The organism is Nocardiopsis quinghaiensis (assembly GCF_008638365.1).
Lineage (GTDB): Bacteria > Actinomycetota > Actinomycetes > Streptosporangiales > Streptosporangiaceae > Nocardiopsis > Nocardiopsis quinghaiensis.
In genome coordinates this window covers 19,081-34,813 of record NZ_ML703338.1, presented here as the reverse complement: position 1 = coordinate 34,813, position 15,733 = coordinate 19,081, and the positions used below count along the sequence as shown (strand labels likewise).

Here is a 15,733-nt window from a genome sequence, read left to right as displayed (position 1 = left end):
TACCTGGCCCGATAGGGTGAGAACGCGGACGGGCCGAGCATCCCGTCCGCCGCTTGCCCAAGCGACGCCTTCGGCGCGGCCCGGCACGAGCCCGGGGCCCGAACCGGGCGTAGGCGAGATCCGGATGCTGCGCCGTCCCCCGGCGCCCCCGGACGCGGGAGAGGTCTCCCGCACCGTTCTCTACACATGGGAGAAGCATTGTCCGCGCGAGTGGTGGTCCTCATATCGGGCACGGGCAGCAACATGGCCGCCCTGCTGGAGGCGTCCAAGGACCCCGGATACGGGGCGGGCGTCGTCGCCGTCGGCTCCGACCGCGAGGGGACCCGCGGCGTCGAACTGGCCGAGGAGGCCGGGGTGCCCACGTTCGTCGTCCCCTTCCGCGACTACACCGACCGCTCCCGGTGGAACGCGGCCATGGCCGACCGCATCAGCGAGCACCGCCCCGACCTGGTGGTCTCCGCGGGGTTCATGCGCATCCTCGGCCCCGCCGTCATCGGCAGCCACCCGGCGGTCAACATCCACCCGGCCCTGCTGCCCTCCTTCCCCGGCGCGCACGCCGTCCGCGACGCGCTCGCCCATGGTGTCCGCATCACCGGCACCACCATCCACTTCCTCGACGAGGGCGTCGACTCCGGGCCGATCATCGACCAGGTGGCGGTCCCCGTCGAGGACGACGATGACGAGTCCAGCCTCCACGAGCGCATCAAGGGCGTGGAGCGGAGGATGCTGGTCGACACGGTCGGCAGGCTCGCCCGCGAGGGCTGGACCATCGACGGCAGACAGGTGCGGTTCGGCCGCACCGAGCAGAGCGTCGCCGACGCGACCGACACGAAGGAGAACCGGTGACCCAGCAGGCCATCAGGCGTGCGTTGATCAGCGTCTACGACAAGACCGGCCTGGAGGAGCTGGGCATCGGCCTGGCCGAGGCCGGGGTGGAGGTCGTCTCCACCGGATCCACCGCGGCGCGGCTGCGCGCCGCCGACATCCCCGTCACCCCCGTGGAGGACGTCACCGGCTTCCCCGAGATCATGGAGGGCCGGGTCAAGACCCTGCACCCCTCCGTGCACGCCGGACTCCTCGCGGACCAGGGCAACCCCGAGCACGTCGCCAGGATCAAGGAGCTGGGCATCGCCCCCTTCGACCTGGTCGTGGTCAACCTCTACCCCTTCCGGGACACCGTCGCCTCGGGCGCCTCCGAGGCCGACTGCATCGAGAAGATCGACATCGGCGGCCCCGCCATGGTGCGTGCCTCGGCCAAGAACCACGGCAGCGTCGCGGTCGTGGTCGACCCGGGCGGCTACGACGCCGTCCTGGAGGCGGTCCGCGACGGCGGGTTCACCCTGGAGCAGCGCAAGCGCCTGGCCGGGCTCGCCTTCCGGCACACCGCCGCCTACGACGCGGCCGTCGCCGGCTGGTTCTCGGCCCTCTACGCCCCCGACGAGGAGGCCGCCGAGTCGGGCTGGCCCGGCTTCGTCGGCGTCGCCTACAGCCGTAAGGACGTCCTGCGCTACGGCGAGAACCCGCACCAGAAGGCGGCGCTGTACACCCTGGCGGACGCACCGGAGACCGGCCTCGCCGGAGCCGAGCAGCTGCACGGCAAGGCCATGTCCTACAACAACTACGTGGACGCCGACGCCGCGCTGCGCGCCGCCCACGACTTCGACGAGCCGTGCGTGGCCATCGTCAAGCACGCCAACCCGTGCGGGATCGCGGTCGGCGCGGACAACGCTGAGGCCCACCGCAGGGCGCACGCCTGCGACCCGGTGTCGGCCTTCGGCGGGGTGATCGCCACCAACCGCCCGGTCGGCGAGGAGCTCGCGGGGCAGATCGCGGAGATCTTCACCGAGGTCGTCGTCGCCCCCGCCTTCGAACCCGCGGCCGTGGAGGTCCTCAGCCGCAAGAAGAACATCCGCCTGCTCGTGGCCGGGGGCTCCGGATCCGACACGCGCATGGAGGACCACCAGATCAGCGGCGGTCTGCTGGTGCAGTCCCGTGACGCGATCGACGCCCCCGGCGACGACCCCTCCACCTGGACCCTGGCCACCGGCGAGGCCGCCGACGAGGCCACCCTGGCCGACCTGGCCTTCGCCTGGAGGGCCGTGCGCGCGGTCAAGTCCAACGCCGTCCTGCTGGCCTCCGGCGGCGCCACCGTGGGCGTGGGCATGGGCCAGGTCAACCGCGTGGACTCCGCGCGCCTGGCGGTCACGCGCGCGGGCGAGAGGGTCACCGGCTCCGTCGCGGCCAGCGACGCCTTCTTCCCCTTCCCGGACGGTCTGGAGATCCTCACCGAGGCGGGAGTCCGCGCCGTCGTCCAGCCCGGCGGGTCGGTCCGCGACGAGGAGGTCACCGCCGCGGCCAAGGCCGCCGGGGTGACCATGTACCTCACCGGCACCCGGCACTTCTTCCACTGAGCGAGGAGCAGAGAATGAGCGCGACCGTTCTGGACGGCAAGGCCGTCGCGAAGTCCATCCGCGAGGAGCTCTCCGAGCGGGTGGCGAAACTGCACGACCAGGGGGTCGCCCCCGGCCTGGGCACGGTGCTGGTCGGCGACGACCCGGGCAGCCACACCTACGTGCGCGGGAAGCACCGCGACTGCGCGCAGGTGGGCATCGCGAGCATACGCCGTGACCTGCCCGCCGACGCCACGCAGGAGGACGTGGAGCGGGCCGTCCACGAGCTGAACGAGGACCCGGCCTGCACCGGCTACATCGTGCAGCTGCCGCTGCCGAGGGGCCTGGACGAGAACCGGGTGCTGGGCCTGATCGACCCCGGCAAGGACGCCGACGGCCTCCAGCCCTCCAACCTCGGCAGGCTGGTGCTGATGCAGGATGCTCCGCTGCCGTGCACCCCGCGCGGCATCGTGGAGCTGCTCACCCGCTACGACGTGCCGCTCAAGGGCGCCGAGGTGGTCGTGCTCGGGCGCGGCGTGACCGTGGGCCGCCCCCTCGGCCTGCTCCTGACCCGCCGGTCGGAGAACGCCACCGTCACCCTGTGCCACACGGGCACCCGCGACCTCGCCGAGCACACGCGCCGCGCCGACATCATCGTCGCCGGTGCCGGTGTGCCCGGGCTGGTCACCAGGGACATGGTCAAGCCGGGTGCGGCCGTCCTGGACGTCGGTGTCTCCCGTACCGAGTCCGGGCTGGTCGGCGACGTCGTGCCCGACGTGGCCGAGGTGGCCGGGCACCTGTCCCCGAACCCCGGCGGCGTGGGTCCGATGACCCGGGCGATGCTCCTGGTCAACGTGGTGGAGGCCGCCGAACGCCAGGCCGCCGCCCGCTAGGGGCACCGACCGGGGACCCTCACCGGATGATCCCGCTCCTGGCGGCACTCTCGACCGCCGGCAGCGCCGCCGGGGGCAGGATCATCGCGAGGAGGACCTCCTGGTTCACACCGGCAACGCCCCCGGCCCGCCCCGGGGCGGCGGACGGTCCCGGAGCGGGCACGCTGGGGCATGGCGGGCGGCACGGGAGTCCCCGTACCGCCTACCCCTCCCTCCGCCGGCGGGGCCGCGCGCTCCGCCCGGTCCGTCCGCTCAGCTGGCCTTGCGGGCCGATCCGCCCAGCGGCATCGGCCGGACCAGGCCCAGGGCCACGACCTCGTTGGCCAGCCGGGTCCTGCGGTTCTGTCCCTCGGGGATGCGGAACTTCTGGTACAGCCGCAGCAGGTGCTGTTTGACCGCCGCCTCCGTGACCACCAGCGCCTCCGCGATGTCGCGGGCGGTGGCGGGGGCGACGAAGGCCTCCTCCGACAGCGCGGGCTGGCACAGCGCGGTGAGCACGTCCAGCTCGCGGCGGGTGAGTTCGGGGGCGGAGCCGCGGCGCAGCTCGATGTCGGGGCTGATCTGCTCCCGGGGGAGTCCGCCGGCCCGGCAGCGGGCGGTGCCGAAGGTCACCACGTCGCCCTCCTCCAGGACACGGCGGGCTATGGGGCGGCCGTTCACCCGGGTCCCGTTGCGGGACAGTCCCAGGTCGACCACGTAGACGTAGGGGCCGCGGCGGACCAGTTCGGCGTGCAGCTGGGAGACGCTCGGATCGCCGAGCCGGATGTCCGCGCCCTCTCCACGGCCGATCGTGGTGACCTCACCGGCGAGCTGGCGGATGTCCCCGGTCTCTTCTATCCGGAGGTAGGGCCCGTCCACGGTGGTTCCTCCCGGGCTGGGGTGGCGCTGCCGGTGGGGGTGCGGGCGACGGTGGTGGAGGGACGGCTGTCGGGGGGTGGCGGATCGGTCTGCGCGTCGAGTGGGCTTCATGGGGGTGGTCCTCGCTCACCGGTGCACTCATCTCCAGCTTGGTTACCCGGGTGGTACGCGTTCTACGCGCTTACTCCGGAGTTAGGGGGACAAGACGCAGGAATACGGCTCTGTGGCCGCACCGGAAACGGGAAACGGTCGCCCGTGGGTCCGGCTAAGGGCGGGTCCGTTTCTGTGAGCCCTGGGGCTTCGGCGACAGGGATCATTACAATGGGCGCGTCTCTCCCGGACGGGCGGCCCACGCTCCCCGTGCGGCGCCGAAAACCCTCAGGACATGAGCCTCCGGAGCGGTGTTCGGTTTCGGACGGTCCGTCTTCAACGGGTGGCCGGTCTGTGCCAGTTCCGGGAAAGATCGTGAACGAGCCGCGAGGCGGCCAAGCAATTCGTAACCGAACGGGTCGGGACGCGGTGGACAAGGCGGAGCAGGCGGATTTGGCGGACGCGGACGAGGGCGCTTCGGAGGAGAGGACTCCGGAGGGGGCGGTCCACGACGGGCATGGGTCCGACGAGGGCCGCGGCGAGGAGGACAGGGAACCGGCCGGGACCGTGGACGACACGGGCACCGGAGAGCACCCGGTGCGGCCGAAGGTGCCGTACTGGCTCTCCCAGGTGCCGTACCTCCTCGTCATGTCGGCGCTCGCAGCGGGGATCGTGGTCGTCGCCGCGGCCCACTTCAAGCGCGGCCCGGCGATCATCGCGGGCGCGTTGCTGCTGGCGGCGGTCTTCCGGCTCTTCCTGCCCAAGGACTGGATCGGCATGCTCGCCGTGCGCCGCCGCTGGATCGATCTGCTCACCCTGGTCGCCCTCGCGGTCCTGCTGATCGTGCTGGCATGGGTGGCGCCGCAACTCTCCTCCTAGGCGTCGAATAAGCTTGACGTCGAGATATCGCGACACTGACCAGCCACCGCCTCCCCGGGGAGCACGGACCCCGGGCGGGACCAGGTGATTGCCGCGCGTGCGGACCGGCTCCGGCCACGAACCGGCCGCCGGTCTCCGCCGCACGAGGCGGTAGCGAAGACTGAAGGGACAGCCACACAGCCATGGCCAAGATCAAGGTCGAGAACCCCGTAGTCGAACTCGACGGTGACGAGATGACCCGGATCATCTGGTCCTTCATCAAGGACCGTCTGATCCTCCCCTACCTCGACATCGACCTGAAGTACTACGACCTGGGCATCGAGGAGCGCGACCGCACCGACGACCAGATCACCGTCGACGCCGCCAACGCCATCAAGGAGTACGGCGTCGGCGTCAAGTGCGCCACCATCACCCCGGACGAGGCCCGGGTCGAGGAGTTCGGCCTCAAGAAGATGTGGCGCTCGCCCAACGGCACCATCCGCAACATCCTCGGCGGTGTCGTCTTCCGCGAGCCCATCATCTGCGAGAACGTGCCCCGCCTGGTCCCCGGCTGGACCCAGCCGATCATCATCGGCCGTCACGCCCACGGTGACCAGTACAAGGCCACCGACTTCAAGGTGCCCGGCCCGGGCACGGTCACCATGACCTACACCCCGGCCGACGGCAGCGAGCCGGTCGAGTTCGAGGTCGCGAACTTCCCCGAGGAGGGAGGCGTCGCGATGGGCATGTACAACTTCCGCAAGTCCATCGAGGACTTCGCGCGCGCGAGCCTGAACTACGGCCTGGACCGCAACTACCCGGTCTACATGTCCACCAAGAACACGATCCTCAAGTCCTACGACGGCATGTTCAAGGACGTGTTCCAGGAGATCTTCGACGCCGAGTTCAAGGAGCGCTTCGACGCCGCGGGCCTGACCTACGAGCACCGCCTCATCGACGACATGGTCGCCGCCGCGCTCAAGTGGGAGGGCGGCTACGTCTGGGCCTGCAAGAACTACGACGGCGACGTGCAGTCCGACACGGTCGCGCAGGGCTTCGGCTCCCTGGGCCTGATGACCTCCGTCCTGCGCACCGCCGACGGCAGCGCGGTCGAGGCCGAGGCCGCCCACGGCACGGTGACCCGTCACTACCGCCAGCACCAGCAGGGCAAGCCCACCTCGACCAACCCGATCGCCTCCATCTACGCGTGGACCCGCGGCCTGGAGCACCGGGGCAAGCTGGACAACACCCCGAAGGTCGTCGAGTTCGCCAACACCCTGGAGGACGTCGTCGTCAAGACCGTCGAGGGCGGTCAGATGACCAAGGACCTCGCGCTGCTGGTCGGCGGTGACCAGGAGTGGCTGACCACCGAGCAGTTCCTCGCCGCCCTGGACGAGAACCTCTCCAAGCGCCTGGGCTGAGTCCCGCGGCCCGATCCGGGTGGCCCTGGTCACCCTGAGCCGACGGTCCGGTCAGACGTGAGCCACGCCCGGGCGTCTTCGCGAGGAGGCGCCCGGGCGTCGTCGTGTCCGGCCCGAACGGAGGGGTGAGAAGCCTGGAACGCCTTGTTCGTGGGGTTTTGGGCGATCGCGACCCACGAAGTTTTCCGGCGTGTTCACCGTGTTCGGCGTACATACGCGGGACGGTGGTGGGAGGATGACAAGACCGGATGACCGGTGTGGTCCACGGGTGCGACATAGACCACGTGGGTTGGATTCGCACCTTAAGAGAACTTTGACCTATTGTGGAGAAGTGCCGGTGAGAACCGGCAGGCCAGAGCGGGTTTCCCGCCCCTCTGCCACAAGGACCGACGTGCCGGCCGTGCGCCCGCTGGGGGGTAGGCGCGCACAGTACGGAACGTCACGAAGAAGGGCCCGTCGCTTCGGCGACGGGCCCTTCGACTTTGTCCGGGCCCCTCCGCCCGCGTGCGCCGCGGTGGCGCCCCGCCCGAACGGCGGGGCACCACCTTCCCGGTGCGGCGTCCTCGGGCCTACTCCTGGAAGGCGCTGTCGGGGATCGGCTCCCCGGCGCGCATGGCGGCGAACATCTCCTCGGAGCGGGCCTCGTCCCAGACCACCACCGATCCGACGCCGTCCAGGGTCGGGGTGCCGCCCACGGGGATCGCGGTGGTCCGGGTGCCGCCGCGCATCGCCAGGAGCATGCCGGCCAGGTGCCGCAGCTTGTCGCCCTCGTCCACCATGAACGTGTCGGTGCCCGCGAGCACCAGCGGGACGGACTGGAAGGGGTTGAACAGCGTGGAGGGCGCGCTGGCCTCCTGGACCAGTGCGGAGAAGAACTCGCGCTGGCGCGCGATGCGGTCCAGGTCGGCGCGGGGGGTGGCGCGGGTGCGCACGTAGCCCAGGGCGGTGCCGCCGTCCATCCGCTGGCAGCCCGCCTCGATGTCCAGCCCGGCCTTGGGGTCGGCCATGGGCTCCTCGGGGCACAGTTCGACGCCGCCGATCGCGTCCACGATGTCGACGAAACCGCCCATGCCGATCTCCACGTAGTGGTCGATGTGCACGCCGGACGCGCGCTCGAAGGTCTCCACGAGGGGAGCGGGGCCGCCGCAGACCTCCTCGCCCGCCTCGTCCGCGCCGCACACGGCACCGGCGAAGGCGGCGTTGATCTTGTTGTCGGCGTAGCCGGGGACGGCGAGGGGCACGTAGGAGTCGCGGGGGACGCTGACGATGGTGGGGTCGCCGTCGTCGGGGACGTAGAGCACCATGATGGTGTCGGTCCGGCGGCCCTCGGCGTAGCCGGTGGCCAGTTCCCGCATCTGGTCCTCGTCCAGACCGTCGCGGCTGTCGGAGCCGACGACCATGTAGGTCGTGCCGGGCTGCCCGTCCGGACGCCCCTCGTAGTCCAGCAGGGCCTCCACCCGCTGCAGGCGCGAGTCCGCGTACAGGTAGAACCCGAGGGGGAGCACCAGGAGCAGCACCAGCACGGTCACCAGGACCGTGGTGGCCCGTCTGCGGCGGCGCTCCTTCTGACGGCGCCCGATACCGCGCCCGTCGTACTCGCGTCCGGCGCTGTGGGTGCGCCGCCGGGGCCTGTGCGGCCGGGACGGGGGCGCGTCTCCGGCGTTGGGGAGCCGGCGCGTCTCACCGACCGTCCGCCGCTCCGACTCACGCGAACGGTAGAGCCTCTCGAACTCGTCGGGTCGGCCCGGGGAGCCACCGCGCCGGAACACGCCCTGTCTGTCGTGTTCACCGGTGCGGCCGGTCCTCCCCCGGTCCCGTCGGTCAGCCATCGCATCGCCCATCTGTTCAGCGCCGTGGATCGCCTCGTCGCTACTTCCACCCGGTGTGATCGCGAAAAGGGTAGCGAGGTTCAAGGTATGTCCCGGTTCGGACCCCTGAGGCGGCGGGAACGGGGCGGCCGACGGGGGCGGGGCTCAGCGCAGCCGGTGGGCGCCCGCGGAGGGCACGGCGGTGCGTACCCGCGGCGGCACCCAGCCCATGGCGCCGAACTCCGTGGCGAGGGCCTCCCCGATGCCGTCCACCCGCTCCTCGGCGGCCAGGGCCAGCACCGTGCCCGCCCAGCCGGACATCCGTACCCCGCGCGCCCCGGCCCGCGCGGCGGTCTCCACGGCCAGCTCCGCCTCACGTGTGGGCAGTCCGAACCGGCGCAGGGACAGGTGGGACGCGGACAGTACGGGGCCGGTCTCCCCGGGCCGCCCGGCACGCAGCAGCCCGACCGCCGCGTTGAGCCTGTGCACCTCGGTGACCGCGTACTCCACCCTGCGGCGCAGTACGGGATCCGGCAGCCTCCGCAGCGATCCGGGCAGGTCCTGGACCGAGCGCAACGGCCCCAGGACCTCCTGGGCGCGCTCCAGCTCGGCCGAGCGGACCGTGCGCAGGTCGCGTCGGGGCAGGGCGCCGGTGTCCACCACCACCAGCCGCAGCCCCTCCCCGGCGAGGTCGAACGGCAGCACGGTGGTGCGCATGCTCCTCAGGTTCACCCGGACCGCGCATCCGGGCCTGGCCGCCAGGGACACCCGCTCGTCGGCGGTGCGGCCCTCCGGCGGGGGAGCGCCGTCCAGGTCGGTGAGGGCCAGCGCCACCGCGGCCCCCACGGCGGCCGTGTAGCCGAGGGAGGCGTGTTCGGGCAGGTTCGCGCCCAGGACGACGCGCATCCCCGTGCCGGCCCCCAGGACGCCCGCCCGGCGGGCCTCGGACACGGCCCGCGCGACGGCCCGCGCCGCCGTCTCCCGGGGGCGCAGCGGGCCGTTGAGCGTCGCCACGTGCACGCCGGGGTCCGGCGCGGGGCCGACGGCCGCCGTCACGCCCCACGGCAGGGCGACGTACAGCCCGGCACCTCCGCTGGCCACGGTGTGCTCGCCCATGACCGCCAGCCGCCCGGGCGCGTGCCACACCCCGGCGGGCGGTACGCCGAACCGCGTCCGGAAACCCCGGCGCAGGGCGTCGGCGTCCGGTTCCCGTCGGGGCCACGCCCCCCGAGGACCCGCCGAACGCACGCCCAACACGGCACGCAGCCGCACCCCCGTGCCACCCACCGACGTCCCCCTCCCCGGATGACTCCGCTTCCCCAAGTGTGCCCAAGCCCGGGGCGTGCCCGGGATCACCCCCCGTGTAGGGCTTCGCCCTGGTCCGTGAGGGCCCGGAAAGCGCTCGGCGTGGAGGTTTCGTAGGCGGATCGCGGCGCGGCTAGGGTTGCGGTCCACCGACGACGGTTCCGGGGCCGCCCGGCGGCCCTCGGGCGGGACACGCGACAGGCAGAACGGGGGAGTGGTCTTGGCCACAGTGCTGGACCGGGCCGGGGACACGGCCCGGCACTACCAGAACATGGCCATGGACGTGTACTGGGAGCTGCGTCGGCGCAGCCCCTCCCTCGACCACGTGGTGCGCGCCTACGCGCGCTACGCCGACCGCAACGGCAACCAGCTCGCCGGCGCGGTCACCTACTTCGCCTTCCTGTCCTTCTTCCCGATGCTGGCGCTGGCCTTCGCCGCGGTCGGCTACCTGGCGGCCGTGCAGGTCGAGGCCGGCGACTACCTCCAGCAGGCACTGGACGACGTACTGCCCGGACTGTCCGACCAGTTGCCCGTCGAACAGATCTCCCAGGCGCGCGTGGGCGCGAGCGTCCTCGGCCTGCTCGGCCTGCTCTACGCGGGTCTGAACGCGGTGTCGTCGCTGCGCGAGGCCCTGCACTCCATCTGGCTGAAGAGCCTCCGCGAGGGCCCGAACGTCTTTCTGCGCAAGGCGGTGGACCTGCTGGTCATGCTGGGCCTGGGCGTGGCCCTGCTCGTCACCGTGGCCCTCACCAGCGTCGCGCAGGCCGCCACGCAGTGGCTGCTGTCGCTGGTGGGCCTGGACGACTCCCTCCTGGCCAACCTGTCCCTGCGCGCCCTGGCCCTGGTGATCGCCGTGTGCGTCAACATGGGGATCTTCATGCTGGCCTTCACGCTGTTGTCGGGCAGCGGCCGGCCGACCCGGATGATGTGGCGGGGCTCCCTGCTGGGCGCGGTCGGCTTCGAGGTCCTCAAGGCCGTGGCCGCGGTGCTGCTGGCCGGGACGCTCACCAACCCCGTCTACGCCTCCTTCGCCGTCCTGGTGGGGCTGCTGGTGTGGATCAACCTGGTGATGCGCCTGGTCCTGTTCAGCGCGGCGTGGACGGCCACCTGGCTGCCGATGCCGCCGCCCTACACCGGCTCGATTCCGCTGCCGGAGGAGACCGGGATGGACTGGACCCGGCCCGTACCGCCCCCGCCCGCCCCCGGGCGGGAGCGGGCCGGGCACCTGTGGGCCGGACGCGCGCTCGCCGGGACGTTCTCCCTGCTGGGAGCGGCGGGCGCGGCCGGCGCCGTGGCGTGGGCGCTGCGCCGCCGCACCGGCGGCCGCGGGTGACCGGCCCGGCCGGTGGCGCGTAAACAGAAATTATTTCCATGGAATTCGCCTTATGCGAGGCGATTACCCCGTATGTGCGTAGTGCGTGGCGGGTAGTCCTTCTCTGTCCCGGTTAGCCGGTTAGCCGGTTCTCCGGGGCGCGACGGTGCGTCGGCCGCGGCGGTCGGCAAACACCCCTCGGAGGGCAGATGGGAATTGCGTTCAACTCGTCCGAGCGTGCGACGATCGGCGTGGAGTGGGAGCTCCAGCTCGTCGACCAGCGCAGTCGGCACTTGAGGCAGGAGGCGCAGAAACTCCTCTCCGAACTGCCCGGGCTCAGTGCGCAGGGGTCGGCTCCTCCGCTGCGCCACGAACTCATGCAGTCCCAGGTGGAGGTCGTGACCGGGATCTGCGAGACCGTCGAGGAGGCCAGGAACGACCTGAGCGGCAACGTCGACCGGATGCGTGAGGTCCTGGCGCCCTGGGGGACCACGCTGACCTGCTCCGGAACCCATCCCATCGACGACTGGCGGGACCAGGAGCTCAGCCCCGGAAAGCGCTACGGGGAGCTGGTCGAGCAGATGCAGTGGCTGGCCCGGCGCATCCTGACCTGCGGCGTCCACGTCCACGTGGGGGTGCGGAACAGGGACAAGGCCATGCCGATGGTCAACGCCCTGACGAGGTACCTGCCGCACTTCCTGGCCCTGACCGCTTCCAGCCCCTTCTGGGGCGGCCACGACACCGGGCTGGCCTCCACCCGGTCCGTCGTCTTCGGTGCCCTCCCCACCTCCGGGCCGCCGCCGAACCTGCCGCACTGGGCGGCTTTCGAGGAATACCTCGAAACGCTTCTCAGGGCGGGTACCATCGCCTCTATCAAGGAAGTGTGGTGGGACATCCGTCCGCACCCTGATTTCGGCACCATCGAGATCCGGATGTTCGACGGGATTCCCACCCTGCGCGAGGTGGGAATGGCCGCCGCTCTCTCCCAGAGCCTGGTGGAGTTGTTCGATCACCAACTCGACCGCGGGTACGGGCTGCCCAGCCCGCCGTCCTGGGTGGTGAAGGACAACAAGTGGCGTGCCACCCGCTACGGACTCGACGCTCGTGTCATCACGGACTCGCACGGAACCACCGTTCCGCTGCGTGACGACCTGTACGAGCTGGTCCGCGAGCTGGGACCGGTCGCGGCCCGCCTGGGTTGTGCCGAGGACCTTGACCTGATCTCCGAGATCCTGGACAAGGGTGCCTCCTACGAACGTCAGCGCGCGGTCATCGCCGAGGGCGGTTCCCTCGACGACGTCGTGGACATGCTCGCCGCCGAGCTCCACGGCGGTCCCACCCGCGCGCAGGTCGGCGTCGGCGACGGAGCCGGCGCGCGGTAGACGTGGAGAAGAGGGGACCCTCGCATGCAGGGACATGACCTGCCAGAGCAGTTGACCGCTTTCCTGGCGCGCCATGGGCGGGATCTGAGCGGCTTCCGCCGGGACCTCCACATGCACCCCGAACTCGCCTTCGCCGAGCACCGCACCACCGGGCGCATCGCCGAGCGCCTACGCGACGTCGGCCTGAAACCCCAGGAGCTGCCACAGGGCACCGGCCTGGTCTGCGACATCGGTTCCGGAGCCGGTCCCGTGGTCGCCCTGCGCGCCGACATCGACGCCCTGCCCCTGACCGACGAGAAGGACGTCCCCTACCGCTCCACCGTGCCCGGGGTCGCACACGCCTGCGGACACGACGTGCACACCACGGTCCTGCTGGCGACGGGGGTCTTCCTCGCCCAGCTGGAGCGGGCGGGCGCGCTGCCCGGCCGGGTCCGGCTCATCTTCCAGCCGGCCGAGGAACTGCCGGGCGGCGCCGTGGAGGTGGTCAACGCGGGGGCCCTGGAGGGGGTGGACCGCATCTTCGCCCTGCACTGCGACCCCCGTCTGATGGTCGGCCGGGTCGGGCTGCGCACGGGCGGCATCACCGCCGCCTGCGACCAGCTCATGGTGCGCTTGTCGGGTCCGGGAGGGCACACCGCCCGTCCGCACCTGACCTCCGACCTCGTCTACGCCCTGGGCAAGGTCGTCACCGAACTGCCCGCCGCGCTGTCCCGGCGGATCGATCCCCGGGCCGGGTTCAGCCTGGTGTGGGGGCGCATCAGCGCGGGGTCGGCGCCCAACGTCATCCCCGACGACGCCGTCGCCGAGGGCACCGTGCGCTGCCTGGAGGACGAGGCCTGGCACTCGGCCCCCGACATCGTCAAGGGCCTGGTGGAGTCGGTGGCCTCCGCCTACGGAGCCGAGGCCGAGGTGACCTACCGCCGGGGCGTTCCACCCACCATCAACGAGTCGTCCAGCGTCGACCTCATGCGCGAGGCGGTCACCCTGGCCCTGGGCTCCGAGGCGGCGGCCTCCACCCCGCAGAGCCTGGGCGGTGAGGACTTCGCCTGGTACCTGGAGCACGTCCCCGGTGCGCTGGCCCGCCTGGGCACCCACTCCCCGGACTGGAGCGGCCCCATGCTGGACCTGCACCGGGGCACCTTCGACGTGGACGAGCGCGCCATCGGTACGGGCACCCGCTTCATGGCCACCACCGCCCTGACGGCGCTGTGGGAGGGCCTCCGCCGTGACGGCCGCAGGGACGGCGAGGAGGCGCTGGCCTGAACCGGCCGCACCCGCCCCCGGGGCCGGGGAGGCTCCACGCCGCCGAACCGTGCGCGCCCTGACCGGCACCTACCGGATTTTCGGCAACTTCGCTCCGGCGTGGCGGGGCTCCTCCCGGGCTGGTGGCATCCTGAATCCATGAACCAGCCACTCACAGCCGAACAGATCCGGCGGGCGCCGAAGGTGCTCCTGCACGACCACCTCGACGGCGGACTGCGTCCCGCCACCGTCGTGGAACTGGCCAGGGAGACCGGGTACACCGGCCTTCCCACCTACGACCCGGAGGAGCTGGGCCGGTGGTTCCGCGAGGCCTCCGACTCCGGCTCGCTGGAGCGCTACCTGGAGACGTTCACGCACACCACGGCGGTCATGCAGACCCGTGACGCCCTCGTGCGGGTCGCCGCCGAGGCCGCCGAGGACCTGGCCGCCGACGGTGTGGTCTACGCCGAGCAGCGCTACGCCCCCGAACAGCACCTGGAGTCCGGGCTCACCCTGGAGGAGGTCGTCGAGGCCGTCCAGGAGGGCCTGGAGCTGGGCGAGAAGCGCGCCTCCGACCGGGGACACGCCATTCGTACCGGGCAACTGGTCACCGCCATGCGGCACGCCGCGCGCTCGTCGGAGATCGCCGAGCTGGCGGTCCGCTACCGCGACGAGGGCGTGTCCGGGTTCGACATCGCGGGCGCCGAGGCGGGAAACCCGCCCACCCGCCACCTGGACGCGTTCGAGTACCTGCGCCGCGAGAACTTCCACTTCACCATCCACGCGGGTGAGGCGTTCGGGCTCCCGTCCATCTGGGAGGCCCTCCAGTGGTGCGGGTGCGACCGCCTGGGCCACGGCGTGCGCATCATCGACGACATCACCGTGGAGGAGAACGGCGCGCCCCGACTGGGACGCCTGGCCCAGTACGTGCGCGACAAGCGGGTACCGCTGGAGATGTGCCCCAGCTCCAACGTGCAGACCGGGGCCACCGAGTCGATCGCGGGGCACCCCATCGGGCTCCTGCACGACCTGCGCTTCCGCGTCACCGTCAACACCGACAACCGCCTGCAGAGCGGCACCAGCCTGTCCGAGGAGTTCGCCCGGCTCTCCGAGGCCTTCGGGTACGGCTGGGACGACCTGCAGTGGTTCACGGTCAACGCCATGAAGTCGGCCTTCCTGCCCTTCGACGAGCGCCTGGCGCTGATCAACGGGATCATCAAGCCCGGATTCGCGCGGTTGAAGTGGGCGACCGCCTGATGGACGGTCCGAATCCCACCGCCCACTACTCCACCCCCACACGGGTGGCGGCGATCGTGTGGATCGTCGTCGCGGCCCTGCTCCTGCTGGACGTGGCCTGGCGCGGCGAGGGCCGCCAGGCCTGGATCGCCGGCGCGCTGCTGGCCGCGACGGTCTCCGTCGTCTACCTCGTGTGGCTGCGCCCGCGGGTGGTCTCCACCGAGCGCGGCCTGAGGGTGGTCAACCCCCTGCGCGAGACGTTCGTGCCGTGGGCCGCGGTGCTCTGGGTGGACGTCACCGACGTCCTGCGGGTGCACACCCCAGGGCAGATCGTGCGCTCCTGGCCGCTGCGCGAGACCAAGCGCCAGAGGGTCCGCGACAACATGCGGCGCGACTCGGGCTACCTCGACCCGGACAGCGACGACGGTCCGGCCGGGACACGGCCGGTGGACCTGGCCGCCCGGCAGTTGCGCCAGGACGCCGAGCGGTACAAGACGCGTCCGCTCAGCGGGCCGATCAGGGACGTGGACGAGGCGGGGCCCGCCGCGCTGGGTGCGGAGGACGAGCCGCAGACCATGGTGCCCGTGGAGGTGATCGTGGTCATCGCCGCGACCGCGGTGCTCCTCGTGGCGGTGTTCCTGCTGGCCTGAGCGCCGTTTCCCCCGGACCCGACCCGGCCCCACCCCTCGTGTGCGCGGCCGGGTCCGCTGTTTCCGGGGCGGGGGTTGACGCGCTCCCGGACTTCTGCTTAGGTAAGGCATGCCTAAGGGAAAGGTTCCGGGCGGGACGGACTTCGCGCGGATGGTCGTCCACCCGGAACCTCCCCCGAGGGCGACGCGCGCGGTCCAACTGAATAACGAGAAGAAGAAGGTGTCCTGGTCGCGAGTCCAACGGGATCTGCGGGGATTCCGCGCGACGTGGGACACCGGGGCAAGCAC

General features: G+C 71.8%; 13 protein-coding genes. 10 read left to right on the top strand and 3 right to left on the bottom strand.

The genetic code is table 11. From position 1 onward, the window contains the following. Positions 1–210: 210 nt before the first annotated feature. From purN to FYX01_RS01340, 3 genes are read left to right on the top strand one after another with little or no spacing between them, the layout of a single operon-like run. Positions 211–846 (top strand): phosphoribosylglycinamide formyltransferase, encoded by a 636-nt coding sequence (purN, locus tag FYX01_RS01350; protein ID WP_150236992.1) that lies wholly within the window; start codon positions 211–213, stop codon positions 844–846. Beyond that, a complete protein-coding gene (purH, locus tag FYX01_RS01345) occupies positions 843–2,411 on the top strand; it encodes a bifunctional phosphoribosylaminoimidazolecarboxamide formyltransferase/IMP cyclohydrolase (protein ID WP_150236674.1) in 1,569 nt (522 codons plus the stop codon). The genes purN and purH overlap by 4 nt, the downstream gene beginning before the upstream one ends. A 14-nt stretch (positions 2,412–2,425) precedes the next feature. Next, a complete protein-coding gene (locus tag FYX01_RS01340; protein ID WP_150236672.1) occupies positions 2,426–3,283 on the top strand; it encodes a bifunctional methylenetetrahydrofolate dehydrogenase/methenyltetrahydrofolate cyclohydrolase in 858 nt (285 codons plus the stop codon). A 252-nt stretch (positions 3,284–3,535) separates the two neighbouring features. On the opposite strand, the gene FYX01_RS01335 is transcribed toward FYX01_RS01340, so the two are convergent. Further along, on the bottom strand, positions 3,536–4,141 hold the full coding sequence (locus tag FYX01_RS01335) for an FHA domain-containing protein (RefSeq protein WP_150236670.1): 606 nt from the start codon (positions 4,139–4,141) through the stop codon (positions 3,536–3,538). Between the two features lie 519 nt (positions 4,142–4,660). On the opposite strand from FYX01_RS01335, the gene FYX01_RS01330 reads away from it, so the two are divergent. Together FYX01_RS01330 and FYX01_RS01325 are read left to right on the top strand one after the other, a co-directional pair. Next, positions 4,661–5,110 carry a DUF3017 domain-containing protein gene (locus tag FYX01_RS01330; protein WP_150236990.1) on the top strand — a complete coding sequence of 150 codons (450 nt, stop codon included), beginning with the start codon at positions 4,661–4,663 and terminating at the stop codon, positions 5,108–5,110. A gap of 182 nt (positions 5,111–5,292) precedes the next feature. Continuing rightward, the gene (locus FYX01_RS01325) at positions 5,293–6,510 is read left to right on the top strand and encodes an NADP-dependent isocitrate dehydrogenase (RefSeq protein ID WP_150236667.1); all 1,218 of its coding nucleotides are present in this window, start codon (positions 5,293–5,295) and stop codon (positions 6,508–6,510) included. 569 nt (positions 6,511–7,079) lie between these two features. On the opposite strand, the gene FYX01_RS01320 is transcribed toward FYX01_RS01325, so the two are convergent. Together FYX01_RS01320 and FYX01_RS01315 are read right to left on the bottom strand one after the other, a co-directional pair. Further along, entirely contained in the window at positions 7,080–8,339 is a 1,260-nt protein-coding gene (locus FYX01_RS01320; protein WP_150236665.1) for an LCP family protein, read from the bottom strand. 144 nt (positions 8,340–8,483) lie between these two features. Next, entirely contained in the window at positions 8,484–9,605 is a 1,122-nt protein-coding gene (locus tag FYX01_RS01315; RefSeq protein ID WP_150236663.1) for a galactokinase family protein, read from the bottom strand. 247 nt (positions 9,606–9,852) lie between these two features. Between FYX01_RS01315 and FYX01_RS01310 the strand changes: the two genes are divergently transcribed. The 5 genes from FYX01_RS01310 to FYX01_RS01290 all read left to right on the top strand — a co-directional run bounded on the left by FYX01_RS01310 (position 9,853) and on the right by FYX01_RS01290 (position 15,445). Further along, positions 9,853–10,956, top strand: a complete 1,104-nt coding sequence (locus tag FYX01_RS01310) for a YihY/virulence factor BrkB family protein (RefSeq protein WP_223830268.1) — start codon at positions 9,853–9,855, stop codon at positions 10,954–10,956. A 188-nt stretch (positions 10,957–11,144) separates the two neighbouring features. Continuing rightward, entirely contained in the window at positions 11,145–12,317 is a 1,173-nt protein-coding gene (locus FYX01_RS01305; protein WP_150236658.1) for a glutamate--cysteine ligase, read from the top strand. 24 nt (positions 12,318–12,341) lie between these two features. Beyond that, a complete protein-coding gene (locus tag FYX01_RS01300) occupies positions 12,342–13,580 on the top strand; it encodes a M20 family metallopeptidase (protein ID WP_150236656.1) in 1,239 nt (412 codons plus the stop codon). A gap of 138 nt (positions 13,581–13,718) precedes the next feature. After that, on the top strand, positions 13,719–14,816 hold the full coding sequence (locus FYX01_RS01295) for an adenosine deaminase (RefSeq protein ID WP_150236654.1): 1,098 nt from the start codon (positions 13,719–13,721) through the stop codon (positions 14,814–14,816). Next, positions 14,816–15,445 carry a PH domain-containing protein gene (locus FYX01_RS01290; RefSeq protein WP_190394139.1) on the top strand — a complete coding sequence of 210 codons (630 nt, stop codon included), beginning with the start codon at positions 14,816–14,818 and terminating at the stop codon, positions 15,443–15,445. The genes FYX01_RS01295 and FYX01_RS01290 overlap by 1 nt, the downstream gene beginning before the upstream one ends. Positions 15,446–15,733 lie beyond the last annotated feature (288 nt).